Raw genomic sequence first — 23,673 nt, 5'->3', positions numbered from 1 at the left:
TTTTAATTCTGCCATAATTTTTGCATCTGGTCCAAAATATCAATGACTTCTGTCGTGAAAAATAAGGAGCGGTTGGGTTGTGTACCTTTGATTGCTTCAACCATATTGTAGATTTCATAATTCATGGCTTCAGCTGAGTACCCAGAAACGATGGTCTCAACCGTACCGTCATTGTAGTGAACAATCGCTTCATCTGCACGTGGATAATCTGTAATGGTAATATAGGCATCTTCAAAAGCAACAATTCCTTGCTTTGGCATTTTTGCTTGGAATGTTAATGAAATAGTAGCCAACTCATTTTCTTTATTCCGAAGCAATGTCACCGATTGTTCATCAACGCCAGTAGAGAAGGGAACCATGCTAGAAGCTAAAACGTCTGGCTGTGAGCTGAGAAACCAACGAGCAAACGAAACCGCATAAGTACCAATATCTAACAATGCGCCGCCTGCTAAGTCAGGATTAAAAAAGCGATTTTTAGGATCGGGTTCTTTGTAACTTCCAAATGGTGCTTGAATCATTTTTAACTGACCAAATTTGCCAGCATCCATCAAGCGACGTAATTCGTCGTATAGTGGCATGTTAAAAATAGTCATGGCTTCTGCTAAAATAAGGTCATTTTTTTCTGCAACTGCCAAGGCTTGTTTTAATTCTGCCGCGTTCATCGTAATAGCTTTTTCACACAACACATGTTTTCCGGCCTGGAGCGCTTTTAAAATGTGTTCAGCATGTTGTTTATTTGGCACTGCTATATAAACAACATCGATTGTTTCATCTGCTAGCAATTCTTCATAAGAACCATAGGCTTTAGGGATTGAATAATCAGCGGCAAATTGTTCTGCTTTAGTCAATGTCCGTGAAGCAACAGCTGCAAGTTGGCTAGTTTCTTGTTTAAACGTTGAAGCAAATTCGTGGGCAATTCCACCTAATCCTACGATGCCCCATTGATATAATTTTTTTGTCAAAAGAAGTCCTCCTAATCTATGCAATTTCTTCAAATCTTCTTCATTATTTATTATACTGTAAACAAGAGAAATTAGAAAACAAGGACAATTTTGTAAATATGATAAAATCCAGAGATAAAAAGATGCTTTTTTTAGAGAATTTCAGTAAAATAGAAAATGGAGGCGAATGATTATGCATCAAGTTTATGTAGATATTATTGTTGACGCAATTATTGAACAGTATCAAACAGAAGAAAATTTTTACTCCGCTTATCAAATTCAAGCAGCCGATTGGCAAGCTTGGAAAGAAGGCCAATTTGGTTTGGACAATGAAGTCATGCAAAAAATTAAGAATTTGTTTACGGATTATGAGTGGATGCTGACTCAAAAAATACTCCGCCAAACCATCTTATTTCCGGAAAAACGTAACCTAGCTGTTTCGGAATATAAACGGTTAAAAACAACAATTGCCAAAAAATGGCTACAATCTGATTTGGGCGTTGTAGAATTAATTCCTAACAATAAACAAGAACAAGAAATTGCTGCTGGTTATATTGATTTGAAAGTGACGCTGGCCTATGGTGAATGGGGTTTTGATGATATTATTACATTCCGGTTACCAGCTACGATTCAACGACAATTGGAAGGTTCAAAAGTTGAATTATTAGATTGGGTCAATGAAAATCTGATGGATACTTACGTAGGTGAATAACGAATAGGAAGGATGGTCTTTTGAAATACACAATTGCTGGGATTTTATCTGTGATTATTATGTTTGGTGCGGTAATTTTTGTCTTTTTTGGCAAAAAGCCAGTTGAAGAATCTGTTCACACATCAACTGAAACAACAGTGAAATCATCCACTAAAATTTCTGAAAGTAGTACAGTTTCTTCAACTGCTACCACTGAATCAAGTACTGAAATCACGAGCGTAAGCAGTGATGAAAGTTGATAATTTTCTGTGAAAATGATACAATTATTCGGTTATAGTAACAAATGAAATCAATCACGAAAGTGAAAGATAGTGAAACATTTTATCGGAAAATAAAAGATGAAGTGGGGAATTAATGAAGTGAGCAACTATCAGAAAAAAAGAAAAAAGCAGCTGAATTTGCCAAAGTTATTCTTAGGCGTAGTTGTCGTCGGTTTGGCCTTTGTCTTTTCGTTATCTGTCCTTTCTGATTCAGATAAGGGACAAAGCGAGTCAGTCAATCGCCAAAATGAAAACATCTCAAAAGAAGAATTTGTTGCTGAAATCACACCGTATGCACGTGAATTACAAGAATCTTACGGGGTATTACCAAGTATTATTATGGGACAAGCAGTTTTAGAATCAAATTTTGGACAAAGTCAATTAGCATCGAAATATAACAATCTTTTTGGGATTAAAGCATATGGCAATCAACCAAAAGTCAATTTAGAAACAAAAGAGTATGTCAATGAGGTCTGGATTACGATTCAGGGTGATTTTCGAGTTTATGACAATTGGGAAGAATCCATGCGAGATCATACCAAGTTATTTGTTGATGGGGTCGATTGGGATCCAAATTTATATGAAAAAGTCTTGTTAGCCAAAAATTATAAAGAGGCTGCACAAGCGCTTCAAGATGCTGGATACGCAACGGATCCTACATACGCTGATAAGATCATTCATGTAATTGAAGAATACAATTTAAATAAATACGACCGTTAAGCATGGAGGAACGATGACAATGAGCGAAAAGTGGATTCCAGAAATTATGACGCCGCTGAAACAAGATATTGTAAAAATGCCAGAGATTATTCGGCAAGCCAGTGGCATTAAAATTTTTGGCCGTAAAATAAAATCAATTATTTTTACGACAGATATTGCGATTATCCGCAATACGGATGCACAGGCAGTGATTGCTGTATATCCTTTTACACCGCATCCAGCGATTACAAAAGGCATTATTGAAGCAGCGGATATTCCTGTCTTTTCAGGAGTCGGCGGCGGTTTAACGCAAGGCATGCGTTCTGCTTATATGAGTTTATTTGCAGAAGCACAAGGCTCAATGGGTGTCGTTTTGAATGGTCCTACACCAATTGAAACAATTAAAATGGTGGATGAAGCAATCGATATTCCTATTATCAGTACAGTAACTTCTATTCATACACCAATTGATGAAAAACTTGCGGCTGGCGTGGATATGATTAATATCAGTGCAGGAAAAGACACTGCAGCCACCGTACGCTATTTCCGTGGCAAGTATCCAGAATTACCGATTATTGCAACAGGAGGACCAACTGAATCGAGTATTCATGAAACCATTATCGCCGGAGCGAATGCTATTACATATACGCCCCCTAGTAACGGTGAATTATTCAGCAAAAAAATGAAAAAATATCGTGAACAAGAAAAAGCAACCGATGAAGAATAAAAAACGCTTTGGCAGTCTATCCTGCCAAAGCGTTTTTGGCTATTTAATGTTCGCTTTTACGGAACAATGGAAGAATGAACCAATTATTTGAAAATTCTAATGAAAAAAAGTTGTTAAACCATTGAAAGTTAGAGATTTTTGTACTATCCTAGAGAAACATAGAAGCTTGTATAAGGTCAAAATACGGTTGACCGTCTCTACCCAGCACCGTAAATGCTGGTCTATAAGTGAAGAAGAGCGGATAGCCCTTTTTTGCTTTGGCAAAATGGGCTTTTTTCTTTTGTTAGAACACGAATATAAATAGCACTTTGTTTTATTTCGTTCGTTTTTAACGAACCGTCCTTTCCTCAGGATGAGAACAAAGCATCTATCGAAAAATAAGTAAAGGAGTTCATATTGTGAAGGAATTAGTCGAACGTATTAAAAATGATGGCCGTGTATTAGGTGAAGGTGTTTTAAAAGTAGATAGTTTTATTACGCACCAAGTGGATCCAGAATTGATGGAGGCTATGGGTAATCGTTTTGCTGAGGTTTTCGCAGAAGCAGGCATTACCAAAGTAATTACAATTGAAGCATCAGGAATCGCTCCTGCCTTATACGCAGCGCAAAAATTAGGCGTGCCAATGATCTTCGCTCGTAAGGCAAAAAGTTTAACCATGGATGAAGAGCTCTTAACGGCTTCAGTTTATTCATTTACAAAACAAGTGACAAGTCAAATTTCCATTTCAAGAAAATTTTTATCTGATGCTGATAAAGTGTTGATTATTGATGACTTTTTAGCTAACGGACAAGCTGCCAAAGGGTTGGTAGAATTATGCCAACAGGCTGGTGCAAAGGTTGAAGGAATTGGTATCGTAATTGAAAAATCATTCCAAGATGGTCGTCAGTTATTAGAAGACATGGGCTTAAATGTAGTCTCTTTAGCACGTATTGCTTCATTAAGTGAAGGAACGGTGACGTTTTTAGAGGAGGATGCATAATCTTGGAAACAAAACAATTGAATACACCACAACAGACGGAAACACCAAATGGGAAAGCCGCCGTTTTAGGATTGCAGCATTTATTAGCGATGTATGCTGGAGCAGTTGCCGTACCTTTATTAATCGGAACCGGCTTGAATTTTGATTCGCAACAAATGACGTATTTGATTTCAATCGATATTTTTATGTGCGGCGTTGCGACACTTTTACAATTAACGGTGAATAAGTTTTTTGGGATTGGCTTGCCAGTCGTTTTAGGTTGTGCCATTCAAGCAGTTGCGCCTTTAATCATGATTGGTACGAACAAAGGGGTTGGTGCAATTTACGGTTCAATTATTGCTTCGGGCATTTTTGTCGTTCTTATTGCAGGATTTTTCTCAAAAATTAAACGTCTATTTCCGCCTTTAGTCACCGGCACAGTCATTACAGTTATTGGTTTGACCTTAATTCCTGTTGCTGTTGAAAAAATGGGTGGCGGCTTAGCAACGGACAAAAGTTTTGGTGATCCTAAAAACTTGCTCCTCGCATTTGTAACAATTGCCTTAATCATTGTTGTGCAAGTTTGGGGACGTGGCTTTATCAAGTCAATTGCCGTGTTAATCGGCCTAGTCGGTGGCACAATTTTAGCTGCGTTTCTGGGATTAGTGGATTTATCTCCTGTTGGTCAAGCTACGTGGTTTCATTTTCCACAGCCATTTTATTTTGGCAAACCAACGTTTGATCTTTCTTCTATTGTGTTGATGATTATTATTTCAATTGTTAGTATGGTTGAATCAACAGGTGTTTATTTTGCCTTAGGAGATATTACAGGGAAGAAAATTGGCGAAGATGATTTACGTCGTGGGTATCATGCAGAAGGTTTAGCCGTCATTTTAGGGGGGATTTTTAATACGTTTCCTTATACAGGTTTCTCTCAAAATGTCGGGTTAGTTCAATTATCTGGGATCAAAACACGTCGACCAATTTATTTTTCTGCTTTTTTCTTAATTATTTTAGGCTTATTACCAAAAATTGGTGCGATGGCCCAAATTATCCCAGAGCCGGTTTTAGGCGGCGGAATGCTGGTTATGTTTGGAATGGTGGCTGTCCAAGGAATGCGCATGTTGTCAAAAGTTGACTACTCAAATGACAAAAATTTATTAATTATTGCCATCTCGATTGGCTTTGGTTTAGGCTTTAATATTATGCCGACGCTCTTTAATAAAGTACCAGAAACTGTTAGCATGTTTACTGGTAATGGAATTGTCATGAGCAGCATTACCGCAATTATTTTAAATCTTTTATTCAATGGTTTAAAAGAAACCTCAGAAAGTAACGAATAGTTTCAAAAAAGTATGATAGATAAGGTCAGGTGGCTTTTCTTTCATACTTTTTTGACCTAATCATCGTTTAGAAAAATTTAATGTTTTCATCAATCTGAAGAGAAAAAGAGAAAAAAGCTTGGTTACAAAGAGACGAGTAGTAAGTTACCGCTGTTTTATCCTAAAGTATGTTAATAAATTCTGATGAGAAAACCTAATGGAAACACTGCTGGCACTTGAAGTTGAGCCTTTTTCCTTGTATCATGTAAAAAGAGCACTCTTAAAGGCTAGACTGCGACGAGAAACCGCAGAAGGATTTTAAGGATAAAACTGTGATGGAAAGTTGTGATGAACTTGGATAAACCACTATTACCTGGTCAAGTGATTGGTATCATTGGTGGCGGACATTTAGCAAAAATGATGGCCCTTAGTGCAAGAGAAATGGGGTTTCGAGTGGGTGTGCTAGATCCACAAATTGATTGTCCTGCTGCACAAGTTGCCGATTGGCAATTATTAGGAGCATATAATGATCCTGAAGCGTTAGAGAAATTGGCAAAACGTGCCCAAGTGATTACGTATGAATTTGAACATGCAGATGTTGATGCGTTAACAGCGATTCAACATTTAGCGAATATACCACAAGGAACAGACATTTTAGCGATTACGCAAGATCGTTTAATGGAAAAAAGTTTCTTGGAAGATAATAATATTGTAATTGCACCTTATGCAACGATTGTTAGTCCGACTGATATTCAAGAAGCAATTGATGGCATTGGTTATCCGTGTATCTTGAAGAATACGCGAGGGGAAGGTCGTTATGTACTACATAGTACTTCAGACTTAGCGCCATCCATGAATCTTCTGAGAGAAGGAACCTGTGTCTTGGAAGCTTGGATTCCTTACGAAAAAGAATTATCTGTTCTGATTTCTGGTAATGGTCGTGGCGAATTTGCGACATTTCCAGTTGTGGAAACAATTAAAAAAGAGCGTAAGCTACATGAAACGATTGCGCCAGCCCGAATTGATGACGAAGTCAGTGGCGAGTTGCAACGAATTGCTAAGGTGATTGCTAAAGCAGTTGGTTTAGTCGGCACCCTTTCAATTGAAATGTTTTATACAGAAACAGGCGGGATTTATGTAAATAAAATTTTACCTCGTCCAGAAGATGCTGGGAATTTTTCAATAGATGCTTGTTCTTTTAGCCAATATGATACGCATATTCGTGGTTTATGTAATTGGCCAATGCCAACGATTCAACTGTTGTCAGAAGCGGTTACGGTCAATGTGCTTGGGAATGAAGCCTATGAAACGATGGACATTATTAATGAACATCCAGATTGGCATTTCCACTATTATGGCCACAGTGAAGCAAAAGCGCAACGAGCGATGGGGCATATTACTATATTAACCAAAGAAATCGATGAAACACTGGAAGAAATTAAAGAAACAAAGATTTGGTCGTAATTATTTTTCAAAAATTGAGGAGTAAAGAGGGGATAAGGCACAATGATTGATCGTTATACAAGACCCGAAATGGGCGCAATTTGGACAGATGAGAACCGCTACAAGGCATGGCTAGAAGTTGAAATTTTGGCGGATGAAGCTTGGGCAGAACTTGGCGAGATTCCTAAAGAAGATGTACAAAAAATCCGAGAAAATGCATCATTTGATGTTGCACGTATTTTAGAAATTGAAGCAGAAACACGTCATGATGTTGTCGCTTTTACTCGTGCCGTTTCAGAAACGCTTGGTGAAGAGCGAAAATGGGTACACTATGGGTTAACCAGCACAGATGTTGTGGATACTGCCTATGGTTATCTATTGAAACAGGCGAATGATATTTTACGGAAAGATTTACAAACATTTACGGAGATTGTCGGAGCCAAAGCCAAAGAGTATAAACATACGGTCATGATGGGAAGAACGCATGGCGTTCATGCAGAACCGACTACATTTGGTTTGAAATTAGCGTTGTGGTATTCTGAAATGAAACGCAACATTGAACGTTTTGAACATGCAGCCAAAGGTGTCGAAGCGGGTAAAATCAGTGGAGCCGTAGGTACCTTTGCCAATATTTCACCATTTGTTGAAGAATATGTTTGCGAACATTTGGGGATCCGTGCTCAAGAGATTTCGACACAAGTTTTACCACGTGATTTACATGCAGAATATGTTTCTGCCATGGCATTAATTGCGACAAGTATTGAAAAATTTGCAACAGAAATTCGTGGTCTACAAAAATCAGAAACACGTGAAGTAGAAGAATTTTTTGCAAAAGGACAAAAAGGATCTTCGGCAATGCCGCATAAACGGAATCCAATTGGTTCTGAAAATATGACTGGTTTGGCACGTGTGATTCGTGGTCATGTCATTACTGCCTTTGAAAATGTGAGTTTATGGCATGAACGAGATATTTCTCACTCGTCTGCTGAACGGATTATTATTCCCGATACGACGATTTTACTAAATTACATGTTGAATCGTTTTGGTAATATTGTCAAAAACTTAACGGTCTTCCCAGAAAATATGAAACGTAACATGGATGCGACCTATGGTCTAATTTACAGCCAACGTGTCTTGTTAAAATTGATTGATCATGGCATGACACGTGAAGAAGCGTATGATCTGGTCCAACCAAAAACAGCTTACGCATGGGATCATCAAACGGCGTTCCGTCCGTTGCTAGATGCGGATGAAAAAATTACTTCTGTCTTATCAAAAGAAGAGCTAGATGATGCCTTTGATTACCATTATCATTTAAAAAATGTTGACACGATTTTTGAACGTGTTGGTTTAGGATAACAAGAAAGCGAGAAGAAGGATGATTCTTCTCGCTTTTCTCTTATAATGTTATAAACTGAAGGATTAAAAAACAAACGTATTGTTAAATACGTTTGTTTTTTTCTATACTTTTTTCGATTTATCCTTTATAATGTAACTTAAATAGTTACATTAACTATTTAATGCAAACAAAGGAGGAGAAGTATGGATAAACAACAGCGAGGCATTCAAGTGATTAGAATTTGGCTAGGGGTGACGATGCTAATTCATGGAGTGATGAAAGTAACGTCATTGGAAGATGCTTTAGCGTTTTTTGCTAGTATTGGTTTGCCAAGTCTTTTTGTTTATGGTGTAGCAGCAATTGAATTAATTGGTGGATTATTTATGATTATTGGCTTTTTAATTCCTTTGGTATCAGTAGGATTCATAGCAGTTTTAGTCGGAGCTATTTTTTCTTTTGGTTTGGCAAGTGGTTTTAGTGGTTATGAGTACGAATTATTTTTAGCGATAACCAGTTTGGCTATTTTGGTTAGCTATGCCGATAAAAAGTATCTTACGTTAAAACTTTATTTTTAATAAATCAAAGCAATAAAGAGTTGGTCAAACTAGTTGTGATTGCGAAAAAAGCCCTAAAACAGTGATATTTAGTTGTTTTAGGTTTTTTTTATCAAAAAGGTCAAAAAAGGTCAATTTATTTATTGACCTTTACTGACCAATGGGGTATAATAAATTTATAAGGTTTACGAATACCTTAACTTTTGAAGAAATCCATCAAAAGTCGGATAATAATAATTGTAAAGAATGTTAAAATAAAAAAGACAAAATAATAAACGGGAGGGATCGTTTATGAATATTGAAAAAATGACAACCACGCTTCAAGAGGCGATTGCTGAAGCTCAAAAAGTTGCGGTGACACGGCAACATCAAGAAATTGATATCGCACATTTATGGAAAATTTTTCTTCAACCAAACCATTTTGGACGTAATTTTTACACAGATGCTGGTTTAGATGTTGACGCATTTGAACGAGAAGTAGATAACGCGTTAGATGAATATCCAAGTGTGGCAGGCGGTAATGTACAATATGGTCAAAATTTAAGTCAAAATTTGTTCCATTTATTGCAAGAAGCTGATTCACTTCGAGAAGAATTCCAAGATGAATTTTTATCAACCGAAATTGTACTTTTAGCTTTAATGAAATTGAAAAATTATCGTTTAACAAAATATTTAATGCAACAAGGCATTACGGAAAAAGAGTTAAGAAAAAATATTGAAGAGATGAGAGGAGGAGATCGTGTGACTTCTCAAAACCAGGAAGAACAATATAAAGCACTAGAAAAATACGGTGTTGACTTAGTACAACAAGTAAAAGCAGGAAAACAAGATCCAATCATTGGTCGTGACGAAGAAATTCGTGACGTTATTCGGATTTTATCAAGAAAAACTAAAAATAATCCAGTCTTAATTGGTGAACCAGGTGTTGGTAAAACAGCGATTGTTGAAGGATTAGCACAACGAATCGTTCGTAAAGATGTTCCCGAAAACTTAAAAGATAAAACCATTTTTTCTTTAGATATGGGTGCCTTAATTGCGGGAGCAAAATTCCGTGGCGAATTTGAAGAACGGTTAAAAGCTGTTTTAAAAGAAGTGAAAAAAAGTGATGGCAAAATCATTTTATTCATTGATGAAATTCATAATATCGTCGGAGCTGGTAAAACTGAAGGCAGTATGGACGCTGGGAATTTATTAAAACCGATGCTAGCACGTGGTGAATTGCATTTAATCGGTGCCACAACGCTTGATGAATATCGCCAATATATGGAAAAAGATAAAGCCTTAGAACGTCGTTTCCAAAAAGTATTAGTCAAAGAACCAACAGTAGAAGATACAATTTCTATTTTGCGTGGCTTAAAAGAACGATTTGAAATTCACCACGGCGTGAATATTCATGACAATGCTTTAGTTGCTGCCGCTACTTTATCCGATCGCTATATTACTGATCGTTTCTTACCAGATAAAGCGATTGACTTAGTCGATGAAGCAAGCGCAACGATTCGAGTGGAAATGAATTCGATGCCAACAGAGCTCGATCAAGTAACACGTCGGTTAATGCAACTAGAAATTGAAGAAGCAGCCTTGAAAAAAGAATCAGATGATGCAAGTAAAAAACGGTTAGCCAACTTGCAAGAAGAATTAGCAGATTTGCGTGAAGAAGCCAACTCAATGAAAATGCAATGGGAAACGGAAAAAGAAGAAGTTAATGCGGTTTCCAACAAACGTGCAGAGATTGATAAAGCAAAACACGAATTAGAAGATGCTGAAAATAATTATGATTTAGAACGAGCTGCTGTTTTGCGTCATGGAACAATTCCGCAATTAGAACATGAATTGAAAGAATTGGAAGAAAAGAACGCTAAAGATAACGTCAAAATGGTACAAGAATCGGTTACTGAAAACGAAATTGCGCAAGTGGTCGGTCGTTTAACTGGCATTCCTGTGACAAAATTAGTTGAAGGCGAACGAGAAAAATTAATGAAACTGAATGAAACATTACACAAACGTGTGATTGGTCAAGATGAAGCCGTCGATGCTGTTAGTGATGCGGTGATTCGTTCAAGAGCAGGCTTACAAGATCCAAATCGCCCACTCGGTTCGTTCCTTTTCTTAGGACCAACTGGTGTTGGTAAAACAGAACTTGCTAAAGCTTTAGCTGAAGATTTGTTTGATTCTGAAGATCATATGGTACGGATTGACATGAGTGAATACATGGAAAAACATGCCGTGTCTCGTTTGGTTGGTGCCCCTCCAGGCTATGTTGGTTATGAAGAAGGTGGCCAGTTAACAGAAGCTGTTCGTCGAAACCCTTATACAATTGTCTTATTAGACGAAATTGAAAAAGCGCACCCAGATGTCTTTAATATCTTATTACAAGTTTTAGATGATGGTCGTTTGACAGATTCTAAAGGTCGGGTCGTTGATTTTAAAAATACAGTTTTAATTATGACAAGTAACATCGGCTCTCAGCTTTTATTGGAAGGTGTGACACCTGAAGGAACAATTCCAGAAGAAGTTGAAAATCAAGTCATGAATATTCTAAAAGGACACTTTAAACCAGAGTTCTTAAACAGAATTGATGATACTATTTTATTTACACCATTGAGCTTGGATAATGTTAAAGGAATCATTGGTAAAATGACCGCACAACTTGCTCATCGTTTAGAGCAACAAGAAATTGTGTTGGAAATCACTGATGAAGCTAAAACATGGATTGCTGAAAATGGGTATGAGCCAGCTTATGGAGCTCGTCCGTTAAAACGTTTCATTACTCGTGAAGTCGAAACACCATTAGCAAAAGAAATTGTTTCTGGTCGAGTAATGCCAAAAACAAAAGTCACGATTAGTCTATTAGACAATCAATTAGTTTTTGAAAATGAACCGATAGAAGAAGTATAAAAAAAGAACGAGCGAATTCGCTCGTTCTTTTTTATTATGACAATCGTTGCTTAATTTCTTCCAACAAATCCTCTTCTGAAGAAACAACCCGACCATTCAATTTAATCAAACCAACTGTATAAAGGTTTAAATAATGGAATTGATTTTCAGCGACTTCGTTCAAAGCATCAAGCTTTTGGTGATTATCAGCACCTTGTTGGCGGCTGTCTGTGTAAAGGGCAACCACTGGGATTCCTTTGGCATAAGCAACACCAATTTCCGAAGCTACGCCCGCATCAATGGTTGGGCCGTCTAATAAAGCAACCAATAAATCGCTAGCAAGGACGTTTTCTGTATCTGCTAAGGCAATCATTTTACTATCGGCATAAGCAGATTTGTCGTTAATCGCCGCATTTTCTTGTGGTGAATAAAGATCGATTGTTTTATCCAATTGTCGAATTTGTTCGACTAAATAGGCATTATAACGTAAGTCAGCTTGCGAAAATAAAGGTCCTGCAAAATAAATTTTTGTCATTTGTCTGTCTCCAATCCAAGGGTTTAGAAATAATCACTGAAATAAGCTTCTTGATCAGGAAAAATCCGTTCCAAAGAATTTAAAGTTTCTTTATCTGTATCAATGCGCTCAATTCGATGTAAGTACGAAGGGCGTCGGTAATTCATGACTAAACAAGTTAGTGTTTGAATATCTAAGTGAACGGCGGTGCCTAAAGGTTCATCCGTAATGGTCACTTGATCATTTTCATCCCAAATTAAGCCAAAAATACCATTATTCCACTCAGCGACAGGATCTTTAACAACAAAATGGAAGGGCTTAGCCGTACTTTCAAAAGGAAAGTTTTCTAAAAAGGCTTTGACATCAACAATTCGCGCCATATAATAGGGTTCAATGCTTTCTTTAATTTGGCTGTCTTCTAAAAGAAAGGCTAGTGGTTCGTTTTTATAGATATCGCCCTTGACCCAATAAACCATCGAAAAATGCGCAGTAATAAAATTCCACAAGCCATTTCGGGCTTCTTGGTTCAAGTAAAACATTTCCTTAATATGAAATACCTCATCGGCCACCCAATAGAAAAGTACTCCTAAAGGTTCTTGATTGGTACCATAATAGACAGCAGCAGTCCGTTCTTCCTCGTTTTCGAAACGCCAATATTCTTCCCAGTTGAAGGCACTACGAATGAGTGCGCCGTGATTTTGACGAGCGAATCGCGCATAGACATCAAAGACATCTGGGTGATCGACAGCTAACCGTTCAATCATTCCTGGAACAGGAACGGTTTTTGGTAATTGCGTATCCCGAATTTTAAAAGATAACTTGTCGGACATAATTTCCCAACCTTTACGTCGGTAATAAGGGATGTTGTAAGGGAAAAGATAAGAAATCCACTGTTTATCTTGGCGCATTTCTTCTAATGCCGTTTGAATCAAGTCTTTCATTAAACCGTGGTTGGCATATTCAGGATAGGTACCGACACCAGTAACGCCGCCCATTTTATACAAAGCACCATGGATATTGACTTCGCATGGATAGATAGCAATTTGTGAAATTAATTGATTTTCGTGAAACCAGCCAAATACTTTTGAAAGTTCTAAAATCGGTTGTTTTGATTTGATAAATGCGCGTTTGTTTTCAAAACCACTTTCTTCAATATCTGCTTCAGTCACTTGAAAAACATAGGAAAGAAGTTCATTAAATTGATCAATGTGTTCTTCCTCAACAGGCTTTAAGGTCAGTTGCTTTCGAAATTCTTGTTCATCCATTTTTCCATCTCCAATAAATTTACTGTTTTTAGTATACCAAATTTTTCGAAACTCTGTTAGCCTTTCGAAACCAAAAGAATAAAAGGGAAGTGCTTTAAATCTTCTTCAAAAATTGGTATAATGAAAAGTGCTGATTATCCTAGACCTTTAAACATGATAATTTGATAAAAAAGGCAACTAAAATATAACAATTGATTGATGAAGCTAGCAGGGAGCTAGCTTTTCTTAAAAGAAATGAGGCAAAAAATGAACAATAAAGAAATGAAAGCAAGACAAGAGAAAATTCGTAATTTCTCGATTATTGCCCACATTGACCATGGGAAGTCAACTTTAGCCGACCGGATTTTGGAAAAAACAAATACAGTTAGCAGTCGAGAAATGCAAGATCAATTACTTGATTCAATGGATTTAGAGAGAGAACGCGGCATTACCATCAAATTAAACGCAATTGAATTAAACTATACAGCCAAAGATGGTGAAACCTATACTTTCCATTTGATTGACACACCAGGACACGTCGATTTCACCTATGAAGTTTCTCGTAGCTTGGCAGCTTGTGAAGGGGCTGTTCTAGTTGTTGATGCGGCGCAAGGAATTGAAGCGCAAACGCTAGCAAATGTCTATTTGGCATTGGATAATGACTTAGAAATTTTACCTGTTATTAATAAAATTGATTTACCCGCCGCTGATCCAGAGCGTGTTCGGACAGAGATTGAAGACGTAATTGGAATTGATGCATCGGAAGCTGTTTTAGCAAGTGCCAAAGCAGGGATTGGGATTGAAGATATTTTAGAACAAGTGGTGGAGTATGTACCAGCTCCATCAGGCGATATTGAGGCTCCTTTAAAGGCTTTGATTTTTGACTCTATTTACGATAGTTATCGGGGGGTCGTTTTAAACATCCGTGTAATTGACGGTGTCGTTCGTCCTGGGGATAAAATCCAAATGATGAGTAACGGCAAAACGTTTGATGTAACAGAAGTCGGCGTTTTTTCACCGAAACCAATTGCTCGTGATTATTTAATGGTTGGTGATGTGGGTTATATCACCGCTAGCATTAAAACGGTTCAAGATACACGGGTCGGGGATACAGTGACTTTGGCCGACAATCCAGCAGCAGAAGCACTACCAGGCTACCGCAAAATGAATCCAATGGTTTATTGTGGCTTATATCCAATTGATACGTCGCGCTACAATGATTTACGGGAAGCATTAGAAAAATTACAATTAAATGATGCGGCGTTACAATTTGAACCGGAAACATCGCAAGCTTTAGGGTTTGGTTTCCGTTGTGGTTTCTTAGGTTTGCTGCACATGGACGTTGTTCAGGAACGTTTGGAACGAGAATTTAATTTAGAGTTAATTACAACAGCACCGTCTGTAATCTATCACGTTAATAAAACTGACGGAACAACCGTTGTTGTTGACAACCCAGCTGAATTTCCAGAACCAGTAACGATTGAATCTGTGGAAGAACCTTATGTTAAAGCGCAAATCATGGTGCCAAACGATTATGTAGGAGCAGTAATGGAATTATCACAACGTAAACGTGGCGAATTCATTACAATGGATTACTTAGACGATTATCGTGTAAACGTAGTTTATGAAATTCCGTTATCTGAAATCGTGTTTGACTTTTTCGATAAATTGAAATCAAGTACAAAAGGCTATGCATCCTTAGATTACGAAATGGCTGGCTATCGTACCAGCCGCCTAGTGAAAATGGATATTCTATTAAATGCTGAAAAAGTGGATGCTTTAAGCTTTATTGTTCACCGAGATTTCGCATTTGAGCGTGGTAAAGCGATTGTTGAGAAACTGAAAAAACTAATTCCACGTCAACAGTTTGAAGTCCCAGTTCAAGCGGCGATAGGTCAAAAAATTGTGGCGCGTTCAGATATTAAAGCCTTACGCAAAAACGTACTGGCTAAATGCTATGGTGGCGATGTTTCTCGTAAACGTAAATTGTTAGAGAAACAAAAAGAAGGGAAGAAACGGATGAAACAAATTGGATCCGTGGAAGTTCCTCAAGAAGCCTTTATGGCGGTTCTGAAAATGGACGACCAAGATAACGCGAAATAGCTTGTTTCCAACGGAAAACCCTGTTATATCAATCTTTTTGAGTGGCGAAAAATCTGTGATTTACCCGTTTAAAAAAGTTTCAACTGTCATACGGTTGTCACAACTTAACAAAAAAGGACAAAAAAGGAATAATTTCCTTGAGGATTTTTACTTGTCAGCGTATGATGAAAGCATCTCTCATAAGGAGGTGCTTTTTTCATGCAAATAAATAAAGATGAGTTAATCAAAATGGGAAATCATTTAAAAGAAGCTAGGTTATCTAAGCAATTAACTCAAGAAGAACTGGCAAGGTTATCAAATATATCACAAGCTACAATCGTAAAATATGAAAATGGATTACGCAGCATATCTAAAAAGAACGATAGAATTTTGAGTGACGTTCTCGGCGCTGAATCATTTATTAAAGATATGATTCAAAGAAAACAACAAGTCTTGATTGATTTAGAAAAATATCAAACTAAAAATATTTTTTCTCGTGAGGATTTATCTAAGAAGTTAGGAATCGAAATATCTCTTCTAAATAAATTCTTAAATCAAAGTCGACCATTATCAAAAAATGCAATTGTGAAAATCACTCAGTTATTGTCTAACGAGGGTAAAGAAATTTTGATGGATATAAAACAAGAGGATGGTTCGTTTAAATTACCCATCATCGATAAAATAGCGATGGGAAAACGAATCCAAGAGATTCGGAAAAATCGAGGTGAGACACTGGAAAAATTTGGTAAGAACTTTACTCGACCAGCGGGTAAGAATGTTGTGAATAGATGGGAAAAGGGTACGAATATTCCTGATATCGAAAGATTAATGAATGTTGCCTATCTTGGGAAAGTGGCCGTCCCTTATATTTTGTATGGAGAGACTTTTAGTAAGATGTTGAAGAAGGGAAGTAGGATTAGCAAGTTTGAAAAGTTAGATTCCTTCCGAATGGGGCTAAGACTTCGGAAGATTCGAAGGGATTATCGCTTAGAAAGAGAAGACTTTGGAAAGTTTTTTTCACCGCCTGTTACAAAATGGTCAATGGACAAATACGAGAACGGAAAAGATATCCCAAATACGGATCGTATTATTCAGTATGCCTATATAGGAAAAGTCTCTTTGAATTTTTTGATATATGGCGTTAATTAGTTTAAAAAAAAATATCTTAAAAACAATTTTGAGGAGAATCATCGTTTGTTATTAAATTGTGGTAAAATAACAGTGAATTCCAATTTTGGAGGGAACTATTATGACAATTTCAAAGGTAAAAGCTCTTAGAGCTGTTCTTTCAGAGAAAAGAACGACATTCTTATTTGGAGCAGGTGCTTCGGTACCATTTTTTTCAAGCTTAGGAAAAATTGAGGAATATATGACTAGCAAAGATATAACTGAAGAAGGTAAAAGACTAGTTATGTTTGCTTTTTATTATATAGCAATCAAAGATAATTCAATATTGGTTGAATATATAAAAAAAGGTGAATCGGAAAACCACTTGGATTCTGGGTCTTCTGTGATGAATCAATATTCTAGATTTATTTTTAATTGCGTGGAGTTCCTAAAACTGAGAAATAGTCGTGTTTCCCCAAGAAGAACTAATATCTTTACTACGAATTATGATTTGTTTCTTGAAATAGCTGTCGAAAAAAATATAGAATCAAATCCCAAAATTTTCTTTAATGACGGGACGAATGGTTATATGAAAAGATATCTCAGCACTGAAAATTTTAATAAGACAATGTTGTATGCCGGGGCCTTTGATAATTATGCCAACGAATTACCAACAATTAATTTGGTGAAATGTCATGGATCTGTGAATTGGCTGAATGAGCAAAACTTTATCGGGAGAGATAGAGTGCTTGTTGATAACAGCCTTTTGGACACTATTAAAACTGCTGAAAAAGCAGAAGAAGTTTGGTCAGAACTCCAAAACGATATAGTTCATGATACAAATTTTCAACGGTCATTTACCATTGAGATATTGAAAGATGTCATACTAGGCAAACCTGTTGATGGATTTATTGATAGTCCTACTGAAGTAATCAATTATTTTGGTAAAAAGTATTATAATCAATTACAAGGCATAAGTGAGAAAATTAGTGAAATACAGATTGTTTTACCCACAAAAAGGAAATTTCAGTCTACCTTAATTGAAGAGCAGTATTTTAATATGCTTAGATTCTTGTCTTACGAGCTTGAGAAGGAACAATCGGTTTTAATAGCATTTGGTTTTTCATTTTTAGATGAGCATATAACAGATATTGTCCAAAGATCTTTAAATAATCCAAATTTATTGGTATTCATTTTCTGTTATAAAGATGGTACTAAAGGTGAAATAATAAATCAATTTAGTTTTGGAGCCAATGCAGTTCCATCCAATATTGTGTTTATAACACCTTCAGATTTTATTATGGAACAAGCTGAAAACGAAGAAGAGACGCCCCTACCGTTAGAAACAAATCAGATTAGATCAAATGATAGTACTATTGTCACTTATTCTGAGGAAGTATCAGTTTACGATAATAAAGATGCGGTTATAGATTTTGAAGCTTTTAACAGGATTATCGAAGGAAATCTTTCTGAAAAGTATATTGATAGTCAATATACGGAGGTAGTAGATGATGACGAATAATTCTAATATAGAGGTTGCTTTAGTTGTTGAAGTGAACGGAATCAGGTGTAAAGCTATCACTTTTGATGATATGAACCAAGCGACATATATTAATAATGGTGAAGTGATAAAAAACTTAAGTGTAAATAGTTTTGTAGTTATTCGTCAGAACTTTATTAAAATAATAGGCAGAATCAATTCTGAATCAATTTGGGATACTCAAAATAATAAGCAGAACTATCAGTTGGATAACAGATTCAGTAAGAATACCATAAAAAGAATTCTTGATATCCAAATTATTGGATATATTTCAGAAGGCTGTTTCACTACTGGTACAACATATATTCCAATGATTGGAAATATTTGTTCAATACCGACAACTGAAGAGACACAAACTATCTATGTAAATAGCTTCGATCATTTTAATGGAGATCAAACTATTAAAATCGGGAAAAGCTTAAATGAGCAAATTGAGGTTAACTTACCAATAAGTTCTTTTTTTGCGTCACATATTGGTATTTTTGGAAATACTGGTAGTGGCAAGTCAAATACACTTCATAAATTGTATTTTGAGCTATTTAAACAATCGTTCCCATTGCTAAGAGAGAAAAGTAGATTTGTTGTCATAGACTTTAACGGTGAGTATGTGCATGATAACTCATTTGGTGTACCTAAGAGCGAAAAAAATATATATGAATTATCCACTAGAACCGTTTCAAATAAGAGGTTACAGATTAAAAGGGATATCTTTTTTAGTTCTGAGATCTTGTCTATTCTTTTTTCAGCGACTCAACAAACTCAAAAACCTTTTTTGGAACGTGTTCTTAAAGGGATAAATAAGTTTGGTTTTGGTGAAGAGTCACTGCAAAGATGGATAAGTTCTATACTTAGAGAGATATTTACGACTTTTCCCAATATGGATTTAAAAAATAGATTTGTAAGTATCCTGGGTGAATTTTATGATTCTAGTGAAGCTTTGGAGCCAATCAAACAGGCACAGATATACAGTAAGGATGACTCTGCAAAATTTATTGTAAACGGTACTTTTTTTGATGGAAATTGGGAATCTAAACATATGCAGGCAGTTAATCTTGAACAAGTTGAAAATGTGATTCTAACGGAAAAATTAAATATATTCAAAGAGTTTGAACTTAGATGTAAATTACAATTAGTCAAAGACTTACTATATCGAAATGTCATATCGGATCATATAGACCCGCTTCTAAAGCGAATCGATAGCCGTATTGAAGATTTCCAGAAGTATATAGAGATAGTGGGACAGATCGACAATGTCAAATTTCTTGAGATAATTTCTTTACGTGATTTGAATCAAGAAGCTAAACAAATTGTAGCGATGTTAACTTCAAAAATGTTTTTCGATGAGCAGAAGACGAGTAAAGATAAGGTTAGTTTCCATCTTATTATCGATGAAGCACATAATATTTTGTCTGATCAATCAAGAAACGACAATACGTCATGGAAGGATTATAGACTTTCTACTTTTGAGGAAATCATTAAAGAAGGTCGGAAATTTGGTTTTTTCCTTACTTTATCAAGTCAAAGACCAGCGGATATTTCACCCACACTTCTCTCACAAGTTCATAATTTCTTTCTACACAAGCTAGTGAATGAGCGAGATCTTCAAATAATTGATAATTCATTATCAACTCTAGATAGAGTTTCTAAATCAATGCTTCCAGGTTTATCACAAGGTATCTGTATTATCACTGGGACAGCTTTGTCCTTACCAATGATTGTGAATGTTGATTTTATAAGTGATAAAACTTTACGTCCACAAAGTGATACTGTGGATTTAGTGGAAGCTTGGGTGAATGAATAACGTAAATTTTTACGATGAGACCGTCAAAAATTGAGGGTCTTTTTTTATGTTCAAAAAGAAAGGCGGGCTTTATGAATAAATGTAAGATGGATAAATACGAAGACGGAAAAGATATTCCGAATACGGCTCGCATTATTCAGTATGCCCATATAGGAAAAGTCTCTTTGGAGTTTTTGATATATGGTATCTGATAATCTTTGAAAAAAATAGTTTTAAACATTTGAGACATTCAGAGGTGAATGTCTCTTTTTTATTACTCAAAAACGAAAGGGGATTAATTATATGAAAAAAACAACATTTAAAAATTGGCCGTTATTTGCGACTTTGGCTCTATTAAGTCAAACAATTGGCGGAACGATTGGTCCTACGATTGCTTTTGCCGATGAAATTACTCACCCTCAAGAGGTAACAATTCATTATGACGTAAGTAAACTGTATGAAGTTGACGGAACTTTTAGCGATGGCAGCACGCTCTCAGAACGTACTACGTCATTATATGCAGAATACAATGGTGCAAAACAAACAGTATTTTGTATTGAACCAGGTGTTAGTATTCCAACAGAAGTGACGCACGGTTATCAGAAAAACCCTTTGCCATCAATGTCTGATAAAGCGAAACTAGTATCGGTTCTTTGGGAAAAGGCTGGAACAGATATTGATACAAATATGGTTGCACAAAAGATGATTTGGGAAGAAGTGAACGGTTATAAACTCCATTCCATAAAAAGATTAGGTGGTGCTTCAGTTGATATAAAATCTATTGAAGGAAAAATTAATAAGGCAATTGAGGAGTATCAAAAAAAACCAAGTTTTCATAATACCACTGTAAAAACAATTTTAGGTCAATCGACAACTTTAATAGATAAAAATGAATTAAATTTATCTGAGTTTGATAAAGTCGTCCAAAATACGGCGAATATAGATTACCGTGTAATTGGGAATCAATTAGTGCTTACTCCAAACTCTAATTCCAAATCAGGAACATTAACATTGAAAAAATCAGCTGGTACTGGAACTCCAGTCGCTTATAAAAAAGCAGGACTTCAAACTGTGATGGCTGGTGCGCTTGATAAGCCCAATACCTACGCTATTAAAATTGATGTGGAAACTAAGGGTTCTTTAAAGATCAAAAAAATCGATAAAGAATCAGGTGATATTGTACCAGAAACGGTTTTCCATTTAGATTTTGGGAAAGCTTTACCTTCAAAAGATGTGACAACAGATAAAGATGGGATTTCTATTTTGGATGGAATTCCCCATGGTACAAAGGTAACTATTACTGAAAAATCGGTGCCAGATCCTTATATGATTGATACCACACCCATGGCTGCCACCATTAAAGCGGGCGAGACCATTTCCATGACTTCGAAAAATATGCGACAAAAAGGTCAAATTCTTTTAGAGAAGACTGGGGTAGAAACAGGTACTGATCTTTGGAATGACAATTATTCTCTAGCTGGAAATACATTTGCCATTCGTAAAGACAGCCCAGCTGGTGAAATTGTCCAAGAAATAACAACGGATGAAAAAGGTCGTGCGGAAACACCAAAAGAGCTTGCTAATGCTTTGGAACTGGGAACCTATTACGTGACAGAAACTAAATCTAGTAATGGTTTCGTGAATACCTTCAAACCAACAAAAGTCGAGTTAAAATATGCCAATCAAACCGTGGCTCTTGTTACCAGTAACGTAAAAGGGCAAAACCAAGAAATTACTGGGGAAACCACTTTGACAAAAGAAGACAAAGATACCGGTAATGAGAGTCAAGGGAAAGCTGAGTTTAAAGGAGCTGAATATACTCTCTTTACTGCAAAAGATGGTCAAGCTGTTAAATGGAGTGAAGCTTTTAAAACAGAATTAGTGAAGGGAACGAAAGCTTCTGATGAAACAGTGACTTTGGCTTTAGATGAAAAGAACCAAGTTGCCGTTAAACACCTAGCAATTAACGAGTATTTCTGGCAAGAAACCAAAGCACCTGAAGGATATACTTTGGATGAAACGAAGTATCCTGTATCCATCAAAAAAGTTGATAATAACGAAAAAAATGCCGTAATTACTCGAGATGTTACGGCAAAAGAACAAGTTATTCGCTTTGGCTTTGATTTCTTTAAATTTGCTGGATCGGCTGATGGCACTGCCGAAACTGGATTTAACGACTTATCTTTTAAAGTGTCGCCATTGGAAGGGACCAATGAAATCACAGGTGCTGAAGATAAAGCGACCACAGCTTGTAACGAGCAATTAGGTTTTGATGGCTATGGTAAGTTTGAAAATCTTCCTTATGGGGATTATTTACTTGAAGAAATAGAGGCTCCAGAAGGATTTCAAAAGATTACACCACTAGAAATCCGTTCTACATTTAAGGAAAACAAAGACGACTATGCGAAGAGTGAGTATGTCTTTACCATTACCGAAGAAGGACAAAAACAACCAATTAAGATGGTGACCGTTCCTTACGAGAAACTAACTAACAACGAGTTTTCTGTTAGTCTGAACCGTTTGATGCTTTATGATTTGCCCGAGAAAGAAGATAGTTTGACTTCTCTTGCGACTTGGAAAGACGGAAATAAAAAATTGAATACCCTTGATTTTACCGAGCTAGTTGATAAATTGAGATATAACTTGCATGAAATCAAAGAAGACTGGTATGTCGTAGCTCAAGCCATTGATGTGGAAGCCACAAAAGCTGCCCAAGAAAAAGACGAAAAAGCCAAACCGGTGGTGATTGCCGAAACAACCGCAACGTTGGCGAACAAAGAGAAAACTGGAACTTGGAAAATTCTGCATAAATTAACCGCTGAACAAGTTTTGGATAAAAGCATCGTCTTGTTCAATTATGTGTATGAAAACAAGGTAGCCTTTGAAGCAGGCAATGAGCCAGTAGCGAAGGATGCTAGCTTGAACAATCAAGCACAAACCGTCAATTGTACGATTGAACGCCATGTTTCCATCCAAACAAAAGCCCACCTAGAAGATGGTTCGCAAACTTTTACTCATGGTGACGTGATGGATATGTTTGATGATGTGTCGGTTACCCATGATGTACTGGATGGCTCAAAAGAAGCTTTCGAAACAATTCTGTATGCTTTACTACCAGATGGTACGAACAAAGAAATTTGGAAATCTGGCAAAATTGAGCATGAAGTGAATGATAAAGAATTTACCAAAACCGTACTTGCGGAAAAGTAGATACCGGAAAGTATCCAGAAGGAACTAAGTTTACTTTTACGGAAATCAATTACGAAAAAGATGGAAACGTGAATGGAAAACACAATGAAGATTTGAAAGAAAAATCTCAAACCTTAACACCAAAAGAAGTGCCAACCATACCGAGTACGCCAAAACAACCGGAAACACCAGCTGTTCCAAGTAATTCTCAAGAATCTAGTCCCACAGTGAAGACATTCCCGCAAACTGGGGAGAAAAATTCCAACGTTCTACTGTTAGTTGGCTTTATCTTGATTTTTTCGACTGCTGGGTATTATTTCTGGAATCGCCGCAATTAAGGTGATGAGATGAAACAAGTGAATAGTAGGAACCGACTTGTGCGAC

At 36.5% G+C, this 23,673-nt stretch carries 17 protein-coding genes, 1 pseudogene and 1 riboswitch; of the genes and pseudogenes, 15 read left to right on the top strand and 3 right to left on the bottom strand.

Annotation, left to right across the window (positions count from 1 at the left end; all coding sequences use genetic code 11):
• Positions 1-2: 2 nt before the first annotated feature.
• The gene (locus tag IGL56_RS08980; RefSeq protein WP_002389307.1) at positions 3-962 is read right to left on the bottom strand and encodes a Gfo/Idh/MocA family protein; all 960 of its coding nucleotides are present in this window, start codon (positions 960-962) and stop codon (positions 3-5) included.
• A 166-nt stretch (positions 963-1,128) separates the two neighbouring features.
• Between IGL56_RS08980 and IGL56_RS08975 the strand changes: the two genes are divergently transcribed.
• The 10 genes from IGL56_RS08975 to clpB all read left to right on the top strand — a co-directional run bounded on the left by IGL56_RS08975 (position 1,129) and on the right by clpB (position 11,854).
• On the top strand, positions 1,129-1,653 hold the full coding sequence (locus tag IGL56_RS08975; RefSeq protein ID WP_002382789.1) for a hypothetical protein: 525 nt from the start codon (positions 1,129-1,131) through the stop codon (positions 1,651-1,653).
• A 59-nt stretch (positions 1,654-1,712) separates the two neighbouring features.
• Complete coding sequence (locus IGL56_RS08970; protein WP_002384259.1) at positions 1,713-1,892, top strand: hypothetical protein; 180 nt, start codon at positions 1,713-1,715, stop codon at positions 1,890-1,892.
• Between the two features lie 99 nt (positions 1,893-1,991).
• Entirely contained in the window at positions 1,992-2,633 is a 642-nt protein-coding gene (locus IGL56_RS08965; RefSeq protein WP_002366997.1) for a glycoside hydrolase family 73 protein, read from the top strand.
• A 19-nt stretch (positions 2,634-2,652) separates the two neighbouring features.
• Positions 2,653-3,339, top strand: a complete 687-nt coding sequence (locus IGL56_RS08960) for a hydrolase (RefSeq protein ID WP_002356802.1) — start codon at positions 2,653-2,655, stop codon at positions 3,337-3,339.
• Between the two features lie 146 nt (positions 3,340-3,485).
• A riboswitch (purine riboswitch) is annotated at positions 3,486-3,583 on the top strand.
• Between the two features lie 154 nt (positions 3,584-3,737).
• Positions 3,738-4,319 carry a xanthine phosphoribosyltransferase gene (locus IGL56_RS08955; RefSeq protein ID WP_002356804.1) on the top strand — a complete coding sequence of 194 codons (582 nt, stop codon included), beginning with the start codon at positions 3,738-3,740 and terminating at the stop codon, positions 4,317-4,319.
• Positions 4,320-4,321: 2 nt separating this feature from the next.
• Entirely contained in the window at positions 4,322-5,641 is a 1,320-nt protein-coding gene (locus tag IGL56_RS08950) for a nucleobase:cation symporter-2 family protein (RefSeq protein WP_002382793.1), read from the top strand.
• A 327-nt stretch (positions 5,642-5,968) separates the two neighbouring features.
• The gene (purK, locus tag IGL56_RS08945) at positions 5,969-7,084 is read left to right on the top strand and encodes a 5-(carboxyamino)imidazole ribonucleotide synthase (protein WP_002382795.1); all 1,116 of its coding nucleotides are present in this window, start codon (positions 5,969-5,971) and stop codon (positions 7,082-7,084) included.
• 42 nt (positions 7,085-7,126) lie between these two features.
• Positions 7,127-8,422: an adenylosuccinate lyase gene (gene purB, locus IGL56_RS08940; RefSeq protein ID WP_002356808.1), complete on the top strand. Its 1,296-nt coding sequence runs from the start codon at positions 7,127-7,129 to the stop codon at positions 8,420-8,422.
• 183 nt (positions 8,423-8,605) lie between these two features.
• Positions 8,606-8,977, top strand: a complete 372-nt coding sequence (locus tag IGL56_RS08935) for a DoxX family protein (RefSeq protein ID WP_010709702.1) — start codon at positions 8,606-8,608, stop codon at positions 8,975-8,977.
• A 270-nt stretch (positions 8,978-9,247) separates the two neighbouring features.
• On the top strand, positions 9,248-11,854 hold the full coding sequence (gene clpB / locus IGL56_RS08930) for an ATP-dependent chaperone ClpB (RefSeq protein WP_002356811.1): 2,607 nt from the start codon (positions 9,248-9,250) through the stop codon (positions 11,852-11,854).
• 34 nt (positions 11,855-11,888) lie between these two features.
• On the opposite strand, the gene IGL56_RS08925 is transcribed toward clpB, so the two are convergent.
• Positions 11,889-12,368 (bottom strand): nucleoside 2-deoxyribosyltransferase, encoded by a 480-nt coding sequence (locus IGL56_RS08925; RefSeq protein ID WP_010709701.1) that lies wholly within the window; start codon positions 12,366-12,368, stop codon positions 11,889-11,891.
• Between the two features lie 23 nt (positions 12,369-12,391).
• Positions 12,392-13,612: a GNAT family N-acetyltransferase gene (locus IGL56_RS08920; RefSeq protein WP_010709700.1), complete on the bottom strand. Its 1,221-nt coding sequence runs from the start codon at positions 13,610-13,612 to the stop codon at positions 12,392-12,394.
• Positions 13,613-13,858: 246 nt separating this feature from the next.
• Between IGL56_RS08920 and lepA the strand changes: the two genes are divergently transcribed.
• The 5 genes and pseudogenes from lepA (at position 13,859) to fss3 (ending at position 23,627) form a co-directional block, all read left to right on the top strand.
• Positions 13,859-15,694, top strand: a complete 1,836-nt coding sequence (gene lepA, locus IGL56_RS08915; RefSeq protein WP_010708102.1) for a translation elongation factor 4 — start codon at positions 13,859-13,861, stop codon at positions 15,692-15,694.
• A gap of 198 nt (positions 15,695-15,892) precedes the next feature.
• Entirely contained in the window at positions 15,893-16,822 is a 930-nt protein-coding gene (locus IGL56_RS08910) for a helix-turn-helix domain-containing protein (RefSeq protein WP_065813745.1), read from the top strand.
• 100 nt (positions 16,823-16,922) lie between these two features.
• Positions 16,923-18,302, top strand: coding sequence for an SIR2 family protein (locus IGL56_RS08905; RefSeq protein WP_002383549.1), 1,380 nt, complete (start codon positions 16,923-16,925; stop codon positions 18,300-18,302).
• Positions 18,289-20,121, top strand: coding sequence for an ATP-binding protein (locus tag IGL56_RS08900; RefSeq protein WP_065813744.1), 1,833 nt, complete (start codon positions 18,289-18,291; stop codon positions 20,119-20,121). Before IGL56_RS08905 ends, IGL56_RS08900 begins: the two co-directional genes overlap by 14 nt.
• Before the next feature lie 282 nt (positions 20,122-20,403).
• A pseudogene (gene fss3 / locus IGL56_RS08895) lies at positions 20,404-23,627 on the top strand (fibrinogen-binding MSCRAMM adhesin Fss3).
• Positions 23,628-23,673: the final 46 nt, after the last annotated feature.

The sequence above is a fragment of the Enterococcus sp. DIV1316a genome, assembly GCF_050536915.1.
Classification (GTDB): Bacteria; Bacillota; Bacilli; order Lactobacillales; family Enterococcaceae; genus Enterococcus; species Enterococcus faecalis.
Note: the sequence above shows the minus strand (reverse complement) of the source record. Positions and strands in the feature narration are given on the sequence as shown.

What these genes read in the sequence shown, in the direction of transcription:
- lepA (WP_010708102.1), top strand. Translation starts at nt 13,859, where the DNA reads ATGAACAATAAAGAAATGAAAGCAAGACAAGAGAAAATTCGTAATTTC.
- clpB (WP_002356811.1), top strand. Translation starts at nt 9,248, where the DNA reads ATGAATATTGAAAAAATGACAACCACGCTTCAAGAGGCGATTGCTGAA.
- IGL56_RS08975 (WP_002382789.1), top strand. Translation starts at nt 1,129, where the DNA reads ATGATTATGCATCAAGTTTATGTAGATATTATTGTTGACGCAATTATT.
- IGL56_RS08970 (WP_002384259.1), top strand. Translation starts at nt 1,713, where the DNA reads ATGTTTGGTGCGGTAATTTTTGTCTTTTTTGGCAAAAAGCCAGTTGAA.
- IGL56_RS08965 (WP_002366997.1), top strand. Translation starts at nt 1,992, where the DNA reads ATGAAGTGGGGAATTAATGAAGTGAGCAACTATCAGAAAAAAAGAAAA.
- purB (WP_002356808.1), top strand. Translation starts at nt 7,127, where the DNA reads ATGATTGATCGTTATACAAGACCCGAAATGGGCGCAATTTGGACAGAT.
- IGL56_RS08905 (WP_002383549.1), top strand. Translation starts at nt 16,923, where the DNA reads ATGACAATTTCAAAGGTAAAAGCTCTTAGAGCTGTTCTTTCAGAGAAA.
- purK (WP_002382795.1), top strand. Translation starts at nt 5,969, where the DNA reads ATGAACTTGGATAAACCACTATTACCTGGTCAAGTGATTGGTATCATT.
- IGL56_RS08960 (WP_002356802.1), top strand. Translation starts at nt 2,653, where the DNA reads ATGAGCGAAAAGTGGATTCCAGAAATTATGACGCCGCTGAAACAAGAT.
- IGL56_RS08920 (WP_010709700.1), bottom strand. Translation starts at nt 13,612, where the DNA reads ATGGATGAACAAGAATTTCGAAAGCAACTGACCTTAAAGCCTGTTGAG.
- IGL56_RS08925 (WP_010709701.1), bottom strand. Translation starts at nt 12,368, where the DNA reads ATGACAAAAATTTATTTTGCAGGACCTTTATTTTCGCAAGCTGACTTA.
- IGL56_RS08900 (WP_065813744.1), top strand. Translation starts at nt 18,289, where the DNA reads ATGATGACGAATAATTCTAATATAGAGGTTGCTTTAGTTGTTGAAGTG.
- IGL56_RS08935 (WP_010709702.1), top strand. Translation starts at nt 8,606, where the DNA reads ATGGATAAACAACAGCGAGGCATTCAAGTGATTAGAATTTGGCTAGGG.
- IGL56_RS08910 (WP_065813745.1), top strand. Translation starts at nt 15,893, where the DNA reads ATGCAAATAAATAAAGATGAGTTAATCAAAATGGGAAATCATTTAAAA.